The 19,080-nt window shown below is 71.4% G+C and carries 15 protein-coding genes; 9 read left to right on the top strand and 6 right to left on the bottom strand.

Annotated features, from left to right (window positions below; all coding sequences use genetic code 11):
* Nucleotides 1-2: 2 nt before the first annotated feature.
* From ASC56_RS23135 to ASC56_RS23120, 4 genes are read left to right on the top strand one after another with little or no spacing between them, the layout of a single operon-like run.
* The gene (locus tag ASC56_RS23135; protein WP_055493636.1) at nucleotides 3-1,163 is read left to right on the top strand and encodes an ABC transporter ATP-binding protein; all 1,161 of its coding nucleotides are present in this window, start codon (nucleotides 3-5) and stop codon (nucleotides 1,161-1,163) included.
* Nucleotides 1,163-2,086: an ABC transporter permease gene (locus ASC56_RS23130; protein ID WP_055493437.1), complete on the top strand. Its 924-nt coding sequence runs from the start codon at nucleotides 1,163-1,165 to the stop codon at nucleotides 2,084-2,086. The genes ASC56_RS23135 and ASC56_RS23130 overlap by 1 nt, the downstream gene beginning before the upstream one ends.
* Nucleotides 2,087-2,887 (top strand): ABC transporter permease, encoded by an 801-nt coding sequence (locus ASC56_RS23125; RefSeq protein WP_055493436.1) that lies wholly within the window; start codon nucleotides 2,087-2,089, stop codon nucleotides 2,885-2,887.
* A 37-nt stretch (nucleotides 2,888-2,924) separates the two neighbouring features.
* Nucleotides 2,925-4,343 carry an FAD-binding oxidoreductase gene (locus tag ASC56_RS23120; protein WP_055493435.1) on the top strand — a complete coding sequence of 473 codons (1,419 nt, stop codon included), beginning with the start codon at nucleotides 2,925-2,927 and terminating at the stop codon, nucleotides 4,341-4,343.
* A 111-nt stretch (nucleotides 4,344-4,454) separates the two neighbouring features.
* On the opposite strand, the gene ASC56_RS23115 is transcribed toward ASC56_RS23120, so the two are convergent.
* From ASC56_RS23115 to gabT, 4 genes are all read right to left on the bottom strand, one after another.
* On the bottom strand, nucleotides 4,455-5,138 hold the full coding sequence (locus ASC56_RS23115; protein WP_234377030.1) for a phosphatase PAP2 family protein: 684 nt from the start codon (nucleotides 5,136-5,138) through the stop codon (nucleotides 4,455-4,457).
* A gap of 112 nt (nucleotides 5,139-5,250) precedes the next feature.
* On the bottom strand, nucleotides 5,251-5,610 hold the full coding sequence (locus tag ASC56_RS23110) for a DUF3618 domain-containing protein (protein ID WP_055493434.1): 360 nt from the start codon (nucleotides 5,608-5,610) through the stop codon (nucleotides 5,251-5,253).
* Nucleotides 5,607-6,044 carry a phage holin family protein gene (locus tag ASC56_RS23105; RefSeq protein ID WP_199836049.1) on the bottom strand — a complete coding sequence of 146 codons (438 nt, stop codon included), beginning with the start codon at nucleotides 6,042-6,044 and terminating at the stop codon, nucleotides 5,607-5,609. Before ASC56_RS23105 ends, ASC56_RS23110 begins: the two co-directional genes overlap by 4 nt.
* A 606-nt stretch (nucleotides 6,045-6,650) precedes the next feature.
* Nucleotides 6,651-7,985 carry a 4-aminobutyrate--2-oxoglutarate transaminase gene (gabT, locus tag ASC56_RS23100; RefSeq protein WP_055493433.1) on the bottom strand — a complete coding sequence of 445 codons (1,335 nt, stop codon included), beginning with the start codon at nucleotides 7,983-7,985 and terminating at the stop codon, nucleotides 6,651-6,653.
* Nucleotides 7,986-8,292: 307 nt separating this feature from the next.
* Here gabT and ASC56_RS23095 point away from each other — a divergent pair, with 307 nt between their 5' ends.
* The 4 genes from ASC56_RS23095 (at nucleotide 8,293) to ASC56_RS23080 (ending at nucleotide 14,762) form a co-directional block, all read left to right on the top strand.
* Complete coding sequence (locus ASC56_RS23095; RefSeq protein WP_055493432.1) at nucleotides 8,293-10,419, top strand: hypothetical protein; 2,127 nt, start codon at nucleotides 8,293-8,295, stop codon at nucleotides 10,417-10,419.
* A 174-nt stretch (nucleotides 10,420-10,593) separates the two neighbouring features.
* A complete protein-coding gene (locus ASC56_RS23090) occupies nucleotides 10,594-12,261 on the top strand; it encodes a PucR family transcriptional regulator (protein ID WP_055493431.1) in 1,668 nt (555 codons plus the stop codon).
* A 208-nt stretch (nucleotides 12,262-12,469) separates the two neighbouring features.
* Nucleotides 12,470-13,915 (top strand): aldehyde dehydrogenase family protein, encoded by a 1,446-nt coding sequence (locus ASC56_RS23085; RefSeq protein ID WP_055493430.1) that lies wholly within the window; start codon nucleotides 12,470-12,472, stop codon nucleotides 13,913-13,915.
* Nucleotides 13,916-14,099: 184 nt separating this feature from the next.
* Nucleotides 14,100-14,762 carry a class I SAM-dependent methyltransferase gene (locus ASC56_RS23080; RefSeq protein ID WP_055493429.1) on the top strand — a complete coding sequence of 221 codons (663 nt, stop codon included), beginning with the start codon at nucleotides 14,100-14,102 and terminating at the stop codon, nucleotides 14,760-14,762.
* A 105-nt stretch (nucleotides 14,763-14,867) separates the two neighbouring features.
* Here the strand turns inward: ASC56_RS23080 and ASC56_RS23075 are convergent, their stop codons facing one another.
* Complete coding sequence (locus tag ASC56_RS23075) at nucleotides 14,868-16,055, bottom strand: hypothetical protein (RefSeq protein ID WP_055493428.1); 1,188 nt, start codon at nucleotides 16,053-16,055, stop codon at nucleotides 14,868-14,870.
* A 522-nt stretch (nucleotides 16,056-16,577) separates the two neighbouring features.
* On the opposite strand from ASC56_RS23075, the gene ASC56_RS23070 reads away from it, so the two are divergent.
* Entirely contained in the window at nucleotides 16,578-18,518 is a 1,941-nt protein-coding gene (locus tag ASC56_RS23070) for an acyl-CoA dehydrogenase family protein (protein WP_055493427.1), read from the top strand.
* Nucleotides 18,519-18,570: 52 nt separating this feature from the next.
* On the opposite strand, the gene ASC56_RS23065 is transcribed toward ASC56_RS23070, so the two are convergent.
* A complete protein-coding gene (locus ASC56_RS23065; protein WP_055493426.1) occupies nucleotides 18,571-19,023 on the bottom strand; it encodes a lamin tail domain-containing protein in 453 nt (150 codons plus the stop codon).
* Nucleotides 19,024-19,080: the final 57 nt, after the last annotated feature.

Raw genomic sequence — 19,080 nt, 5'->3', positions numbered from 1 at the left:
AGATGACGACAGACAACAGCGGCGACGTCCGCCTCTCCGGGATCAGCAAGACCTACGGCTCCTTCACCGCCGTACATCCGCTCGACCTGACCGTGCCGCAGGGCTCCTTCTTCGCCCTCCTCGGTGCCTCCGGCTGCGGCAAGACCACCACCCTGCGCATGATCGCCGGTCTGGAGGAACCTTCCTCCGGTACCGTCCGCCTCGGCGACCAGGACGTGACGCACCTGCCCCCGTACAAACGGCCGGTGAACACGGTGTTCCAGTCCTACGCCCTCTTCCCGCACCTCGACATCTTCGAGAACGTCGCCTTCGGGCTGCGCCGCCGCGGTGTCAAGTCGGTGAAGAAGCAGGTCGAGGAGATGCTCGACCTGGTGCAGCTGGGCGAGCAGGCGCGCAAGAAGCCGCACCAGCTCTCCGGCGGTCAGCAGCAGCGCGTCGCCGTGGCCCGCGCGCTGATCAACCACCCCAAGGTGCTCCTCCTCGACGAGCCGCTCGGCGCCCTCGACCTCAAGCTGCGCCGTCAGATGCAGCTGGAGCTCAAGCGGATCCAGACCGAGGTCGGCATCACCTTCATCCATGTCACGCACGACCAGGAGGAGGCCATGACGATGGCCGACACGGTCGCCGTGATGAACGCGGGCCGCGTCGAGCAACTCGGCTCGCCCACCGATCTGTACGAGAACCCGCGGACGACGTTCGTGGCCAACTTCCTCGGCACGTCGAACCTGATCGAGGCCGAGGTCGACTCCACGAGCGGCGACGAGATCGTCCTCAGGGCGGGCGGCGCCAAGCTCACCCTTCCCGAGGCGCGATGTTCCGCCCCGGCCACGGCGGGCGGCAAGGTGCTGGTCGGCGTCCGCCCGGAGAAGATCTCCCTCACGCACGCCGACGACGCGGGTGAGATACCGGAGGGCCGCAACCGCATCACGGGCGTGATCGCCGACTCCAGCTTCATCGGCGTCTCCACGCAGTACGTCATCGACAGCCCTGTCTGCCCCGAGTTCGAGGTCTACGCGCAGAACATCGACCGCGACACCCGGCTCGTCCCCGGCACCGAGGTGGTCCTGCACTGGAACCCGGCCCACACCTTCGGCCTGGACGCGGCGCAGGACATCGACGCCGGCGTGGAGAGCGTGGAGCCGGAAGAAGGGGTCGCCGCCTGATGGCCGCCGTCACCGAGGCGCCACCCCTGGCGCCGGCCCCGGACACCAAGCCCCCGCGCAAGCGGGGCCGCTGGACGCCGTACTGGCTGCTGCTGCCCGGCATCCTCTGGCTGATCGTCTTCTTCGCGCTGCCGATGATCTACCAGGCCTCCACGTCCGTGCAGACGGGCTCCCTGGAGCAGGGCTACAAGGTCACCTGGCACTTCGCGACCTACTGGGACGCGCTGTCCCAGTACTGGCCGCAGTTCCTGCGGTCGGTCCTCTACGCGGCCGCCGCGACGCTGCTGTGCCTGGTCCTCGGCTATCCGCTCGCGTATCTGATCGCGTTCCGCGCGGGCCGCTGGCGGAACCTCATCATGATCCTGGTGATCGCGCCGTTCTTCACCAGCTTCCTGATCCGTACGCTGGCCTGGAAGACGATCCTCGCCGACAACGGCCCGGTGGTCGGTGCCCTGGGCACGCTGCACGTCCTGGACGTCACCAACTGGCTCGGCTGGACCGCCGGCGACCGCGTCCTGGCCACACCGCTCGCGGTGGTGTGCGGACTGACGTACAACTTCCTGCCGTTCATGATCCTGCCGCTGTACACCTCGCTGGAGCGCATCGACCCACGGCTCCACGAGGCGGCGGGCGACCTGTACGCCAAGCCCATGACGACCTTCCGGAAGGTCACCTTCCCGCTGTCGATGCCGGGCGTGGTCTCCGGCACCCTGCTGACCTTCATCCCGGCCGCCGGTGACTACGTCAACGCCGATCTGCTCGGCTCCACCGACACCCGCATGGTCGGCAACGTCATCCAGACGCAGTTCCTGCGGATCCTCGACTATCCGACGGCGGCGGCACTCTCCTTCATCCTGATGGCCGCGATCCTCATCATGGTCACGCTCTACATCCGCAAGTCCGGCACGGAGGATCTGGTTTAAATGGCCTTCGTCAACTGGCTCAAGCGCCATCTCGTCGTCATCGCGGGACTGCTGACGCTCGGATATCTTCTGCTGCCGAACGTGATCGTCACGGTGTTCTCCTTCAACAAGCCGAAGGGGCGCTTCAATTACGAGTGGCAGCAGTTCTCGCTGGACGCCTGGAAGCAGCCGTGCGGTGTCGCCGACATGTGCGGTTCGCTCTCCATCAGCCTCCAGATCGCGGTCTGGGCGACGATCGGCGCCACCGCTCTCGGCACGATGATCGCCTTCGCGCTGGTGCGCTACCGCTTCCGCGCGCGGGGCGCCGTGAACTCGCTGATCTTCCTGCCCATGGCGATGCCCGAGGTCGTCATGGCGGCCTCGCTGCTCACCCTGTTCCTCAACATGGGCGCCCAGCTGGGCTTCTGGACGATCCTCATCGCCCACATCATGTTCTGCCTCAGCTTCGTCGTGACGGCCGTCAAGGCGCGTGTGATGTCGATGGACCCGAGGCTGGAGCAGGCCGCGCAGGACCTTTACGCCGGCCCGTTCCAGACCTTCGTACGGGTCACCCTGCCGATCGCGGCACCCGGAATCGCCGCGGGCGCGCTGCTCGCCTTCGCGCTCTCCTTCGACGATTTCATCATCACCAATTTCAACGCGGGCTCGACCGTCACCTTCCCCATGTTCGTCTGGGGTTCGGCGCAGCGCGGCACCCCCGTCCAGATCAATGTCATCGGCACGGCCATGTTCATCGTCGCCGTACTGTTCGTCCTGGCCTCCATGGCCATCGGCAATCGCAGAGATCGCCACAAGGCGTGAGCCGCACGGTGTAATGCACTTGTAGGGAGTTGAAATCATGGCCCCAAGCGCCATGACCCGTTGGATCAAGTCTCTTTCCGAAGCACAGCCGGCCCCCTACTGGCTGGAAGACCCCGGCAAACCCCACCCCGAGCCCGCTCTCACCGGCGCCGAGACCTGCGAGCTGCTCGTCGTGGGCGGCGGCTACAGCGGACTGTGGACCGCGCTCATCGCCAAGGAGCGCGACCCGCGGCGGGATGTGGTGCTGGTGGAGGGCCGAGAGGCGGGCTGGGCCGCCTCGGGTCGCAACGGCGGGTTCTGCGCCGCCTCCCTCACCCACGGCCTGGCCAACGGCCTCACCCGCTGGCCGGGTGAGATCCACAAGCTGCAGGAGCTGGGCGCCCGCAACCTCGACGAGATCGAGAAGGCGGTCGCCCGCCACTCCCTGGACTGCGACTTCGAGCGCACCGGCGAGATCGACGTCGCCACCGAGACGTACCAGGCGTGCGAGCTGCGTGACTGGTACGCGGAGATGGAACGCCGGGGCCTCGCCGAGGGCACCGAGTTCCTGGACGCGGAAGCGGTGCGGGAACAGGTCGACTCGCCGACCTTCCTCGCCGGACTGTACGACCGCCGGGGCGTGGCCATGCTCCACCCGGCCAAGCTGGCCTGGGGCCTGAAGCGCGCCTGTGTCCAGCTCGGCGTCCGGGTCTACGAGCACACGCCCGCGCTCACCCTGAAGCCGTACGGCGCCGGCCTCGCCGTACGCACCCCCTACGGCGAGGTCCGCGCCCGCCAGGTCGCCCTCGGCACCAACATCTTTCCCAATCTGCTGCGGCGCGTGCGCTCGTACACCGTCCCGGTCTACGACTACGCGCTGATGACCGAGCCGCTCAGCGCCGACCAGCTGGCGTCGATCGGCTGGCAGAACCGCCAGGGACTCGGGGACTCGGCCAACCAGTTCCACTACTTCCGGCTGTCGGCCGACAACCGCATCCTGTGGGGCGGCTACGACGCGATCTACCCGTACGGCGGCCGGGTGCGCGCCGAATACGACGACCGCCCGGAGACGTACGCCAAACTCGCCGGGCACTTCTTCACCTGCTTCCCGCAGCTGGAGGGCGTCCGCTTCACCCACGCGTGGGGCGGCGCGATCGACACCTGCTCGCGCTTCTCGGCGTTCTTCGGTACGGCTCACCAGGGCAAGGTGGCGTACGCGGCCGGGTACACGGGGCTGGGGGTGGGGGCCACCCGCTTCGGCGCGGAGGTGATGCTCGACCTGCTGGCGGGGGAGCGCACCGAGCGGACCGAGCTGGAGATGGTGCGCAAGAAGCCGCTGCCGTTCCCGCCGGAGCCCTTCGCCTGGACGGGCATCGCGCTCACCAGGTGGTCGCTCGCCCGGGCCGACGCCCACGGCGGGCGGCGCAACTTCTGGCTGAAGACGATGGACCGGCTGGGACTGGGCTTCGACAGCTGACACCGGACAGCGGACAGCGGACAGCGGACAGCGGACAGCGGACAGCTGTCAGCGGACCGGACCGGAGCGGCACATGACCTGACAGGGGACCGGGCCTGATGACACGGTCGGTCAACTGGGACCGGTACGGCGGCTGGGAGTTCCGGAGGACGTTCGGCGGCTGCTTCGGCTGAGGAAGAGCCGCAGCGAGGAGAGCAGCACCCCGCACAGACACCAGCTCGCCAGCACGTCCAGGGGCCAGTGGTAGCCATGGCGGACCAGGCCGTAGGCGACCACGAGATTCAGGACGAGACAGACGACGAGGAGCCCGCGGCGGGCCTGGGGGGTGCGCAGCCAGGGCAACAGGACCAGGGCCGCCGCACCGTAGGCGATGGCGGCCGTGGCCGTGTGCCCCGAGGGGTAGAAGCCCGTGACCGGGCCCATGACCGGTGGGCCCGGCCGGGCGATCGCATCCTTGAGCGGCACGATCAGCGCCGGGAGGCCCGCCATGAGGACCGCCGCCGCGGCGGACGGCAGCCACCACCGGTCCGCATCGGCGCGCCGCGCACGCCAGGCCGCCCAGACCAGGGCCACCGCCAGGACCGGGACGGCGACGGCGATGTCCCCCAGGTCGGCGAGGACTCCGGAGACCCGGTCCGGATGGACCACGGCCCGCCCCAACCGCTCGTCCAGCCGCAGGAGCGGACCCTGGGCGACGACCTGCCAGGTGATCACGAGGAAGGTGATCAGAGGGGCGGTGACCAGGACGAAGGAGAGACCCGCGAGGTCCGGCGAGCGGGCCGGCCACCCGGGCACGGGGGACCTGCGGTCGTGCGCGGCAGGCGCGTGCCCTGAGTGCGGCTCTCGGGAGGTCGACACGGGGGACAGCTTGGCAGGACGACCCGCCCGGAGCGGTCGCGGGTCCGGCTCAGCCCTTCTTGCGGCGGGACGCCAGCCATACGACGGCGACGCCCGCGGTGGCCAGCAGCAACACCGTGCGGTTGCCGCGCGCCGCCCGGCCCGCCTGGGCCGCCGTGTCCTTGACCGGGTCGGGCAGCCTGTCCTGCACCTGGTGCGCGGCGTCGGCGGCCATGGCCCTCAACTCCCCGGCCTTGACGGCGGCCTGCTGCCTGACCTCGGCTGTCTTCTCCTGGACCCGCGCCTTGACATCGGTCCTGGCGGCCAGGGCCTCGACCGTCTGCCCGAGCTCGTGGCGGGTCTGTTGGACCTGCTCCCGCAGCTCGGCGGGGCTGGAAGCGGTCTGCTCGTCGTGCGGCGGCTGGGTCATCGGTGTGCGCTCTCCTTGATCTCGGCCACGTCGGCCTTGACGTTTGCGATGGTCTCCTCAGGCGCGGGCGGGGCGGCCCGGCCGACCTGCTTCTTGCCGCTCATGGCCATCACCGCGGCGATCACGCCCAGCACGGCGGTGACGATCAGGGCCGCGGCCCACACCGGCAACGGCACCGCCAAGGCCGCGATCGCGGTGGCCACCAGGGCCTCCAGGGCCAGGAAGCCGACCACTCCGGCACCGCCGAACAGCCCGCCGCCCTTGCCGTAGCGCCTGCCCTTCTCCTTCATCTCCGCCTGCGCGAGCCTCATCTCACCGCGCACCAGCTCCGTCAGCTGCCGCGAGGCGCGCGTGACCAGCTCGCTCACCGGCTCCTGGTCCGCGCCGTACGCAGTCCGGTCGGGACCGGTGTACGGCTGTTGTGCACTCGACATGACGATCACCTCCTGTCTCCTCGATCCGCGCCGACCGTGCCTGCCGCGCCACGGCGCGCGGAGCGAAGGGGGGCGCGGACGGGCGAGCGGCGTTGCCGGGACGGGTCTCCCACGCGGCGGCATTCATGCCGGCGGTGTCGTCGTTGGCTCGACATCGTCCTCAGGCACCCGGAAAACACAGACCGGCCGCCTCGGAACAGGGGGGGTGGTTCCGAGGCGGCCGGTCGGATCGGTGTGCCGCCCGCCCCGGGGGGTCTGGGGCGTGCGGACGTCCGATCAGGAGATCCGAAGCCGGAGGCTCCGGGTGTGTGCGCGAGGCACGACCAGGTCGAAGCTGGGGAGGCCTCGGCCGGGTGTCACCCACAGTCCCCTGTGGGTGGGTGTATCTCTCATCCGCGTAGAACCTACGGCAGGAAAAACAGCTCCGACAGCCGGAATCGGGTCCCGCCATCCACCTCGCACACCTTCTTCACACCCTCTGACCTCCGTCGTCCCAGCCCCGGAATCCCGGTGGGTGAAAGGGCTGGGACGGGTGGGGCTCCAGGGGTCTGAACCCTGTGGCTCAGCTGCGGTTCTGCCATGTCCCGGCTGTGGTTTCCCGCTGGTTCAGATCCGCGCGAACGCCTGCTCGATGATGTCCAGACCCTCGTTCAGCAGGTCCTGGCCGATGACGAGCGGGGGCAGGAAGCGCAGCACGTTGCCGTAGGTGCCACAGGTCAGGACCAGCAGGCCCTCCTGGTGGCAGGCCTTGGCGAGCGCGGCGGTCGCCTCCGGGTTCGGCTCCTTGGTGGCGCGGTCCTTGACCAGCTCGATCGCGATCATCGCGCCACGGCCGCGGATGTCACCGATGAGGTCGAACTTCTCGGCCATCGCCGTGAGGCGGGCCTTCATCGTCTCCTCGATCTCCTTCGCCCGGGCGTTGAGGTCGAGCTCCTTCATCGTCTCGATCGCGCCGAGCGCGCCCGCGCAGGCGACCGGGTTGCCGCCGTAGGTACCGCCCAGGCCGCCCGCGTGCGCGGCGTCCATGATCTCGGCGCGGCCGGTGACCGCGGCGAGCGGCAGACCGCCGGCGATGCCCTTGGCCGTGGTGATCAGGTCCGGGACGATGCCCTCGTCCTCGCACGCGAACCACTGACCGGTGCGGCAGAAGCCGGACTGGATCTCGTCGGCGACGAAGACGATGCCGTTGTCGGCGGCGAACTGGCGGATCGCGGGCAGGAAGCCCTTGGCCGGCTCGATGAAGCCGCCCTCGCCGAGCACCGGCTCGATGATGATCGCGGCCACGTTGTCCGCGCCGACCTGCTTGGTGATCTGGTCGATGGCCTGCGCGGCGGCCTCCGGGCCGGCGTTCTCCGGACCGGTCGGCCAGCGGTAGGCGTAGGCGACCGGCACGCGGTAGACCTCGGGCGCGAACGGGCCGAAGCCGTGCTTGTACGGCATGTTCTTGGCGGTCAGGGCCATCGTCAGGTTCGTCCGGCCGTGGTAGCCGTGGTCGAAGACGACGACCGCCTGGCGCTTGGTGTAGGCACGGGCGATCTTGACGGCGTTCTCGACGGCCTCGGCACCCGAGTTGAACAGCGCGGACTTCTTGGCGTGGTCACCCGGCGTGAGCTCGGCCAGCGCCTCGGCGACGGCCACATAGCCCTCGTACGGCGTGACCATGAAACAGGTGTGCGTGAAGTCCTGCAGCTGCGCCGAGGCACGGCGCACGACGGCCTCGGCGGAGGCGCCCACGGACGTCACCGCGATGCCGGAGCCGAAGTCGATCAGACGGTTGCCGTCGACGTCCTCGATGATCCCGCCGCCCGCGCGCGCGGTGAAGACAGGCAGCACGGAGCCCACGCCCTGCGCGACCACGGCGGTACGGCGGGCCTGCAGCTCCTGCGACTTCGGGCCGGGGATGGCGGTGACGACGCGGCGCTCCTGCGGAAGTGCGGTCATGGGGGGCTCCCTGGTGATCGTGCGAACCGAACCGGAGGCACCGGCGCACCGGCGGTGCGGCGGACCCAGCTCCGGGAGGGGGGTGATTTTCGGACGCTTGCCTTCTTTCCTCGCAGGCTAGATCGGCTCGGGGAGGCTGGGCATGCTCCATGTGGGTGCCTTGGACGTGCACGCTTGTCCGCAGTGGACATAGCGCGGCGGGACGCGTCACCGTGGGCCCGGCCGCGTATGCGGTGAACTCCCCTTGCGGGGGCGTTAGATTGACTCGCTGATGGTGCACGGAGCGGCTGGTCAGGGGGCAGGGGCGATGAACAGCGACGGGACGCAGGACGCATGGGTCGCACGGGCTGATCCCGTGCCGCGTCCGGCGGGGCCGCCGGACAGCTCCGCGGTGCCGCCGATGCCCACGGTGGCGCCCGGGACGCCCCCGCTGCCGGACGGCTCCGCGTTCCTGGCCTGGGTGCGGGCGCCGCGGCCACAGGCGGCACCCGGCGTGTGGCGCCTCGGGCACCGGCCGCGGCCCGAGCAGGAGCCCGAGCGGACGCCCACGCGGCAGCTGCTCAGCGGGGCGTTGATCGCGTTCCTGGTGGGCTGGCTGATCTGGTCGCTGCTGTGGAACGGCTATCTCGGCGGCTGGTGGGTCGTGCCCCTGGAGCTGTTCACCCCCGACTCCTGGCGCCACAGCAACGACCGCATCGGCAACGCCTTCCTCTGGTACGGCTACTACACGGTCATCGCGCTCACCATCATGATCGTCGTCGGCCGGCTCGGCCGCTGGGGCGAGGTCTGGCGGCGCTTCGGACTGCCCGCCTGGCGCCGCGCCGCCCCCGTGAACGAGCGGCCCCCGGCGCCCGAGGACGACCCCGCCCAGTGGAACCAGCTCCGCGCCGCCGGTGCCCAGGACGCCGCCGACCGGCTCGCCCGAGAGGCGGGCGCCGGGCTCATGCGCGACGTCGACCACGCCCGTATCGCCCGCGCCTGGCAGGGCGTGCTCAGCGGCCGCCACGACCTGGCCACCTTCACCGGCGCGGTCCTCCGGGACGGTGCCGCCGCCTGTCTGCACCCCTCGGGGGAGCGTGATCTGCCCGCCCGGCTCGCCCGGCACGACCTGATCACCGGGCAGGTACGTCTCGGCAGCACCGTCGACGACCCCCGCAACCCCTACGCGTACCGCGGTGCCGGACTCGCCCTCGGCCCCGACCTGCTGGGCACCTCCCTGGTCGCCGTCGGACCCGCCGGCAGCGGGAAGACCAGCTCGCTCGTGTGGCCGCTCGCCGAGTCGCTGTGCCTGCACGCCCTCGCCGGGCGGGCGGCCGTGGTCGTCGTCGGCGCGGCCGGTGCCGGACTCGGTCCGGCGGACGCCTACGACGTCGTCGTACGCATCGGGCATCCCGAATCGGTGTACGACCTCGACCTGTACGGCGGGACCACCGACCCGGACGAGGCGGCGGCGGTCCTCGCCGAGGCGCTGGTGGGCGACCTCGCCGATCCGCACCCCGGGGCGGACAGCCGCCGCTCCACCACCGTGCTCGCCCAGCTCCTCGGGCCGTACCGGGCCGTCCACGGCCGCTTCCCGTCCGTACCGGAGCTGCGCCGGCTGCTCGACGGCGCGCCCGGCCCGCTCGCCGCGCTGCGCAAGGCCCTGCAGGACACCGGGCAGGACTCGCTGCTGCGCGAACTCGACGCGCGCGAGCGGCAGTCGGGGCACCCAGGCGACGTGGGCGGCGTCCTCGCCGACCGGGTGGCGCTGCTCGACCGGCCCGCCTTCGCACCGTTCTTCGACACCTCCGGGAAGTCCCGGCCCTTCTCGCTGCGCGCCTTCGACCACCCGGTGCGGGTGCGGATCGACCTGCCCGAGCGCGGCCATGCCGACGCCTCGCGGATCCTCGCGCGGCTGGTGCTCGCGCAGTTCACGGCCAGCGTCTCGACGCGCGAGGACCGGTCGCTGTTCGCCTGCCTGGTGCTCGACGACGCGACCGGAGTCGTGACCCCCGAGGCCGTCCGGGGCATCCAGCGGCTGCGGTCCGTGAACGCGGGAGCCGTCCTGACCCTGCGCACCCTCGACGACGTGCCCCGGCCGTTGCGTGGACCCCTCCTCGGCGCCACCGGGTGCCGGATGGCGCTGTCCGGGCTCACCCCCTGGGACGGGCAGGACTTCGCCGAGGTGTGGGGCAAGGAGTGGACCGAGACCCGGGACGTCACCGACCGGCAGATCATCGCGGAGACCCCGGCGGGCAAGGCCCTGCACATGCTGCGGCGGGTGATCACCGGGCATGCGCCGACCGCGCGTGCCGTGACGGTCCGGCAGGTCGAGCGCGAGCGGTGGTCCGCGTCGGAGCTGGCGCACGCGGTGCCGCCGGGGCACGCGGTGCTCTCGCTGACGAACGTGAAGGGCGAGCACGCGCCCCCGCTCCTCGTGGACCTGCGTGGCTGAGGCCACCCCTCAGGTTGTCCGGAGATCGGCGCACCAGCGACCGTACGGTGAGGCAGAATCGACATAGGTCGTTCATACGCGGCGGCCAAAGAATCACAGAGATCACACAGATCACACAGTCCGTGGGCCTCACGGATTCCGTGAAGAACCCGTCCGTGCAGACCTGAAGGCCTCATGCCCCCCACGCTCGCCTCGCTCGTCCACCACTCCGCGCTCAAGCTGACCGTGCGCGCGGGCGAGGATCGCCTGGACGTTCCCGTCCGCTGGGCGCACGTCAGCGAGCTCGCCGACCCCGTGCCCTACATGGAGGGCGGGGAACTGCTGCTGATCACCGCGCTGAAGCTGGACGCCGAGGACCCCGAGGCCATGCGCCGCTATGTCAAGCGGCTGGTGGGCGCGGGCGTGGTCGGGCTCGGTTTCGCCATCGGGGTGAACTACGACGAGATACCGAAGGCGCTCGTGGACGCGGCGCGGGAGGAGGGCCTCCCGCTCCTGGAGGTACCCCGGCGCACGCCCTTCCTCGCCATCAGCAAGGCCGTCTCCGCCGCCATCGCGGCCGACCAGTACCGGGCCGTGACCGCCGGGTTCGCCGCGCAGCGCGAGCTGACCCGGCAGGCGCTCAACGAAGGCCCCGAGGGCCTGCTGGCCGCGCTCGCCGGGCAGGTCGACGGCTGGGCGGCGCTGTACGACGCGTCCGGCGCCGTCGTCGCCGCCGCGCCCGAGTGGGCGGCCCGGCGTGCCGCGCGGCTCACCGCCGACGTGGAGCGGTTGCGGGAGCGGCCCGCGCCGGCCAGCTCCGTGGTCGGCGGACCGAGCGGCGAGGACCGGGTCGAACTGCACTCCCTGGGCACCGGGCGGCGCCCGCGCGCGGCGCTCGCCGTGGGCACGGCGGCGGCGCTGGGCACCGCAGAGCGCTACGCGGTCCACTCCGCCATCGCCCTGCTGACCCTCACGACCGAGCGGTCCCGGTCCCTGCACGCCGCCGAGCAGCGGATCGGCGCGGCCGTACTGCGCATGCTGCTCGCCGGGGAGCCGGACCATGCGCGGGCGGTGGCCGGGGACCTGTACGGCGAGCTCCTCGACGCGCCCTTCCGGCTGATCGTCGCCGAGTCGGCGTCCGCGTCGGCGGCCAGGGCGCACGCCGACGGTCACGCGCGCGTGGCGCCCGCGCCGCAGACCGCGGCGGCCCTCGCCGCGGCCGACACGAACGGCGATCCGCTGGACGGCCTCGCCGAGACCGTGGAGTCCGCCGCCGCCCGCTCCGGCGAGGCCGTGCTCGTCGTACCCGACGGGGAGCGGCTGGTGGTGCTCGCCGCGGACGGGGGTGCGGCCGTCGCCGCGTGCCAGGAGTACGCGCCTGCCGTGCAGGCGGCGCGGGCCGCGACGCGGGAGCAGTCGGCCGACGAGGGGGACGAGCTGGTGGTGGGGCTGTCGGCGCCCGCCGGGCCGATCGCCGCGGCGGCCGCCTACAAGCAGGCCGAACAGGCGCTGTCGGTGGCCCGGCGGCGCGGCCGCTCGCTGGTCGAGCACGAGGAGCTGGCGGCCGGGTCGGTCCTGCCGCTGCTCGCGGACGACGCGGTGCGCGCCTTCGCGGACGGCCTGCTGCGCGCCCTGCGGGAGCACGACGCCACCGGGCGGGGCGATCTGGTCGCCTCGCTGCGGGCCTGGCTGTCGCGGCACGGCCAGTGGGACGCGGCGGCCGCGGACCTCGGCGTCCACCGCCATACGCTGCGCTACCGGATGCGGCGGGTCGAGGAGATCCTGGGACGCTCGCTCGACGACCCGGACGTACGGATGGAACTCTGGCTGGCCCTCAAGGCCACGGCCGCGGCGGGGGAGTGAGAGCGCCGAGGGCGTCGCGCACAGCACTTCGGCGGCGGTACGGGTGCCTGGCCCGGAGCGGCTGTCCTCCTGCCGTCGTTCTGCTGTACATCCCGTACTGTCCCCGCACCGCAGTGCTCCTCCCGGGACAAACGCCCCTTCGCCACCCCGGCCCTACCGTGGACCACGAACTTCAGGAACACCCAACCTCGGAAGGGCCGGACCCGACATGACCTCCACCCACGCCTTCTGGCTGGCCGGCCGCCAGGCCACCGGTGAGACCACCTTCGACGTCACCTCGCCGTGGGACGGCCGGCTCGTCGGCCAGGTCAGCGTCCCCACCGAGGCCCAGGTCGAGGAGGCCGTGGCCGCCGCGTACGCCGTGCGGGACGAGTTCGCCGCCACCCCGGCCCACGTCCGCGCCGCGGCCCTCGACCACGTCTCCAAGCGGCTGGTGGAGCGCACCGAGGAGATCGCCCAGCTCATCTCCGCCGAGAACGGCAAGCCCATCAAGTGGGCCCGCGGCGAGGTCGGCCGTGCCGTGTCGGTGTTCCGGTTCGCGGCCGAGGAGGCCCGCCGCTTCAACGGCGGCGAGGCCCAGCGCCTCGACACCGACCAGGGCGGCCAGGGCCGGCTGGCGCTGACCCGCCGCTTCCCGAAGGGCGTCGTCCTCGGCATCGCGCCGTTCAACTTCCCGCTGAACCTGTGCGCCCACAAGGTCGCCCCGGCCATCGCCGCCGGCGCCCCGATCATCCTGAAGCCGGCGCCCGCCACCCCGCTGTCCGGCCTGATCCTCGGCGACCTGCTCGCCGAGACCGAGCTGCCCGCCGGTTCCTGGTCGATCCTCCCCGTCACCAACGACCGTATGCCCGCCCTGGTACAGGACGAGCGTCTGCCGGTCATCTCCTTCACCGGCTCCGAGAAGGTCGGCTACGCGATCATGGACTCGGTGCCGCGCAAGCACTGCACCCTGGAGCTGGGCGGCAACGGCGCGGCCGTCGTCCTCGCCGACTACGTGAGCGACGAGGACCTGGACTGGGTCGCGAACCGCATCGCCACCTTCTCCAACTACCAGGGCGGCCAGTCCTGCATCTCCGTGCAGCGCGTGATCGCCGACGCCTCGGTCTACGACCGGCTGCTGCCGCGCATCGTGGCCGCCGTCGAGGCCCAGGTCACCGGCGACCCCTCCGACCCCGCGACCGAGGTCGGCCCGCTGGTCAGCGAGGACGCCGCCCAGCGCGTCGAGTCGTGGGTCGACGAGGCCGTGGCCGCGGGCGCCACGCTGCTGACCGGTGGCAAGCGGGACGGCGCCTCGTACGCGCCGACCGTCCTCACCGACGTACCGGCCGATGTCACCCTCTCCTGCGAGGAGGTCTTCGGACCCGTCCTCACCGTGCAGAAGGTGGACGGCGAGACGGAGGCCTTCGCCGCGGTCAACGACTCCAAGTACGGCCTCCAGGCGGGCGTGTTCACGCACGACCTCCAGGCCGCCTTCCGCGCGCACCGCGCCCTGGAGGTGGGCGGTGTCGTGATCGGCGACGTGCCCTCCTACCGTGCCGACCAGATGCCGTACGGCGGCACCAAGCAGTCCGGTGTCGGGCGCGAGGGCGTGCGGTACGCCATGGACGACTACACCTACGAGCGCGTCCTGGTCCTGACGGGCCTCGCCCTCTGACCTCACCCCCGGACCGACGGCCGGAGCCCACTGTGCGGGGGCTCCGGCCGTCGGCGTAGGGCCCGTCGAAGAGTGCCGAGAGCCCACCGAGCAGGAGTGGCACGACTTCCGGCAACGAACAGGCGGGAGGGAAGATCGTGATTTCTCCCGGCCCGCCTCGGCGCCGGGAACTACTGTCGCGAGCATGGTCGAACACGATGCCCTCAGTGCCACCAGCCAGGCCTACGACGCAGCTGCCGTCCTGTATGCACAGCTGTTCCGCGACGAGCTGCGTGACATGCCTTTGGACCGTGCGATCTTGAGTGCCTTTGCCGAGGTCGTGCGTGCGAGCGGGGACGGTCAGGTCGCGGACCTGGGCTGTGGACCTGGCCATATCACGGCTCATCTGGACGAGTTGGGGCTGGCGGCGTTCGGCGTCGATGCCTCCTCCGAGATGATCAGGTTGGCTCGAGGGGCATATCCGGCCCTGCGGTTCGACGTGGGCTCCATGGCCGCGCTGAACATCGCCGACGGCGTGCTGGGCGGCGTACTCTCACGTTGGTCCATCATCCACACTCCGCCGCGAGAACTTCCCGCCATCCTGGCGGAGTTCCACCGCGTGCTGGCGCCTGGCGGCCATCTTCTGGTCGGCTTCTGGGCCAGCGACGATCCGTCTCACCCGACGCAGGTCTTCGATCACACAGTCGCGCCGGCCTATCGGTGGTCGCCCGATCACCTCGCCGCGATGCTGCGCGAGTCCGGGTTGGCCGAGGTGGCCCGGATGGTTCGCGAGCCTCGGCCCACGGACCGGCGCCAGTTCCAGGGGATTCACCTGCTCGCCCGTAAAGCCGAGGCGGAGGCTGTCTGACCGTACTCATGACCGCATCCAACCTGCCGGACGGGGAGCCGCCAGGCTCCACGCGGCGACTCGTGATCAGGTCAACAGCTCGAACTCCGGCTCCGGAGCCGGGCGTCAGCCGGGAGCCTCGCTCGGCCGCGCGGCGTCACCGGCCGTACCGCTCCGCTCGCTGGGCCGGTAGCCGTACGCCGCTTCCCGTACCGCCAGGTCGTTCTCCAGCGCGGCGCCCAGCGCGCCCCCCAGTGTGGCCAGGGACGTCACCGCCCAGGCGATCCGCAGATAGTTGGCCGCACCGGCAGGGTGGTGCAACTGGGCCTCGATGACCTTCGGGGGGATGAGGGCCCCGGCGCACACACTGGTGATGACCAGCAGCGCCAGGTACAGGGTCAGCACACCGAGCAGGACGGTCAGCACCGTCGCCAGATTGATCAGGGCCACCCGCTCCCGCACGGCGGGTGACGGCGAGGGGCTGCGCTCCCACAGCCGGTGGGCCACGATCAGGGTGCCGCCGATGGCCAGCACCGAACCCAGGGCGAGCACTGTCATGCGGGGCGCGTTCATGCTGTCGGCGATCAGCCAGATGGGTGGCGAGGTCATGCCGAAGGCGCCCACGCCCAGCGCGGCCACCAGGGAGCGGGAGAGGCCGGCGATCAGCCGCCACGGCCGGTTCGCCCGGACCATCCCCAGCAGCAGCCGCAGGTTGCCCTGGCCCGCGGCCGTCAGGAAGCGCACGGTCTCCTCGTCCTGGACGTAGGCCCGGCCGACCGGTGACGTCAGCTCCTCCAGCTCACGCACCCGGGCCCGGAGCCGTCTGCGCCCGCGGCGCCCGCCGGCCGGCCGATGCCGCCGGTCCTGGCTCTGCCCCTGTGTGACCAACTGGTCCAGGATGCTCGAGGTCGCCTCGATGACCCGCTCATACAGCGCCATGGCACCCAGCGCGGGCACCGAGACGACCCCCACTCCCAGCGTCACGCTCGCATGCGCGGTGACCGGACGCCGTCCCACGTGCAGGGGCAGATCCGTCAGGCACACCGCGAATCGCCAGCCCTCCTCGAACATCACGTCCCGGGCCAGCTGGATCAGATCGACACCGGCCCCGACCACCGATCCCGCGCGCGGATCGGGGCGCGCCACCACCTCCCACTCCACCGTGGGGAAGCGCTCCCGCAACCGGGCCGCGAGGGACTGGGCGACGTCCTCGGCCAGGTCCGATGCCAGTCCGGGGGCCGCGATCAGCCCGACGACGAACCTGTCCCGCGAGGGCTGCGGCCCACCGGACGGGTGTTCCCGCGCAGCGCTCACCCGCCGTACCCCCTCCGCCGCCCGTGGCCGGACGCCGCCCAGTGGCGTCCCCGCCGGGGCGCCGGGCGGGGGGCCGACGGCCCGGCGGATGCCTCACACGTCACCCGCACCATTGTCGGCCACCCGATTCGGGGCCGCCATCGCTGGGGCGAGGGCGCCGAGCCCCGACCACCGGGACTCCCCGCCGGTCGGCGAGCCGTCCGAGCGGCGCCCGGGGCGGTGGCTCACTCGGTGGCTCACTCGGCGATCGGCGGCTTCGCCCCGTCCCGCAGGAACAGCGGAATAACAGGGCGCGGGCCCCGGCGTTCGGGTGGTAGCCGAACTCTGGCATCGGCTGAGGACGAATCCCGCCCGGTCGCTGCGCGAGGACTGGTGGCCTCGCCCCGAATGGGGTACCAACGATCGAGTAGCACCGGTCAGTAACGTACGCCCGCAAGATCGCCGTACGGCACTCTTGGTCGTTGTACGGCATCTTGATCGGTATACGCCCCATTGGACCCGATTCGCGGCGAGGTGAGCCTCATGTCCGCACCAACAGCCCCCACTCCCAAGCCAACCGTCACCGAGCGTGAGGCCCGTCAGGTCGCGGAGGCCGCGCGCGAGCAGGACTGGCGCAAGCCCAGCTTCGCCAAGGAACTCTTCCTCGGGCGCTTCCGGCTCGACCTGATCCACCCCCACCCCCAGCCCGCGGACGAGCACGTCCAGCGCGGCGAGGAGTTCCTCGCCAAGCTGCGGGACTTCTGCGAGACGCAGATCGACCCCGCCCGCATCGAGCGCGAGGCACGGATCCCCGACGAGACGATCAACGGGCTCAAGGAGCTCGGCGCTCTCGGCATGAAGATCGACACCAAGTACGGCGGCCTCGGCCTCACCCAGGTGTACTACAACAAGGCGCTCGCTCTGGTCGGCTCCGCGAGCCCCGCGATCGGGGCGCTGCTGTCCGCGCATCAGTCGATCGGCGTACCGCAGCCGCTCAAACTCTTCGGCACCCAGGAACAGAAGGACACGTTCCTGCCGCGCTGCGCCCGCACCGACATCTCCGCGTTCCTGCTCACCGAGCCGGACGTGGGCTCCGACCCGGCCCGTCTGGCCACCACGGCCGTACCGGACGGCGACGACTACGTGCTCGACGGGGTCAAGCTGTGGACCACCAACGGCGTGGTCGCCGATCTGCTCGTCGTCATGGCGCGCGTCCCGAAGTCCGACGGCCACAAGGGCGGCATCACGGCGTTCGTCGTCGAGTCGGCGTCGGAGGGCGTCACCGTCGAGAACCGCAACGCCTTCATGGGCCTGCGCGGCCTGGAGAACGGCGTCACCCGCTTCCATCGGGTCCGTGTCCCGGCCGCCAACCGCATCGGCCCGGAGGGCGCGGGTCTGAAGATCGCGCTCACCACGCTGAACACCGGCCGCCTGTCCCTGCCCGCGATGTGCGTGGGCGCGGGCAAGTGGTGTCTGAAGATCGCCCGCGAATGGTCGGGGGCCCGTGAGCAGTGGGGCAAGCCCGTCGCGCTGCACGAGGCGGTCGGCTCGAAGATCTCCTTCATCGCGGCCACGACCTTCGCCCTGGAGGCCGTCGTCGACCTGTCGTCGCAGATGGCCGACGAGGACCGCAACGACATCCGCATCGAGGCCGCCCTCGCCAAGCTGTACGGCTCCGAGATGGGCTGGCTGATGGCCGACGAGCTGGTCCAGATCCGCGGCGGCCGTGGCTTCGAGACGGCGGAGTCCCTCAGGGCCCGCGGCGAACGGGCGGTGCCGGCCGAGCAGATGCTGCGCGACCTGCGCATCAACCGCATCTTCGAGGGCTCCACGGAGATCATGCATCTGCTGATCGCGCGCGAGGCGGTGGACGCCCACCTGTCCGTGGCCGGTGACCTCATCGACCCGGACAAGTCCCTGGCCGACAAGGCGAGGGCGGGGGCCAACGCCGGTGTCTTCTACGCCAAGTGGCTGCCGAAGCTGGTCGCCGGACAGGGGCAGATCCCGGGGGCGTACGGAGAGTTCCACCAGGGAGTCGACCTCTCCCCGCATCTGCGGTTCGTCGAGCGCAGCGCCCGCAAGCTCGCCCGCTCCACCTTCTACGCCATGTCCCGCTGGCAGGGCCGCATGGAGACCAAGCAGGGCTTCCTGGGCCGGATCGTGGACATCGGCGCCGAGCTCTTCGCGATGAGCGCGGCCTGTGTACGCGCCGAGCACCTGCGCAGGACCGGGGACCACGGGCGCGAGGCGTACCAGCTCGCCGACGCCTTCTGCAGTCAGTCCCGCATCCGCGTCGACGAGCTGTTCGGCCGCCTGTGGAGCAACACCGACGACCTCGACCGCAAGGTGGTCAAGGGCGTGCTGTCCGGCACCTACGAATGGCTGGAGGACGGTGTCGTCGATCCGTCCGGCGAGGGCCCCTGGATCGCGGACGCGACCCCGGGTCCGAGTCGACGGGAGAACGTCCACCGCCCGATCCGCTGACCCGTCGGGCGGGGTGGATGTCCGCTGTGGTGCGGACGTTCACCCCGCTCGCTCAGCAGTACTTGTCGCTGCCGTCCCGCCTGGTCCACGAGCAGGAGGAGACCTTGGCGCCGTTCGGCTTCGTGAGCGTCGCGGTGTCGCCCGTGTTGTTCCACACGTAGGCCCGGCGGTTCTGGTACAGGTCCGTCGCCGTGTTCGTGCCCCGGCCGGTGTGCACCTTGATCAGCTTGTGCGCGCCGATCTTCACGTTGGGGAACGTGTACTTGTGGTTCGAGGTGTCCTTCAGGATCCAGCCCTTCAGCGCGACCGCCGAGGAACCGTTGTTCCTGATCTGCACCCACTCGGCGTTCAGGCTCTTGTTCGAGCGGTCGTCCTTGCCGGGGCTGTCGAACCAGACGTGATAGATGGTCACCCCGCCGGCAGCCTGCGCCGGAGTGGCCAGGAAGGCCGTGGCCGTCAGGGCCACGGTGCCCGCGAGCGCGGGCAGGGCAGCACGTATGCGCATGGAGATCCCCCCAAGGATGTCTTCCACCGGCCGGTCGTCCGCCGACCCGGAGGCAGT

The organism is Streptomyces sp. TP-A0356 (genome assembly GCF_001417775.1).
Lineage (GTDB): Bacteria > Actinomycetota > Actinomycetes > Streptomycetales > Streptomycetaceae > Streptomyces.
This window is presented reverse-complemented; position numbering and strand designations above follow the sequence as displayed.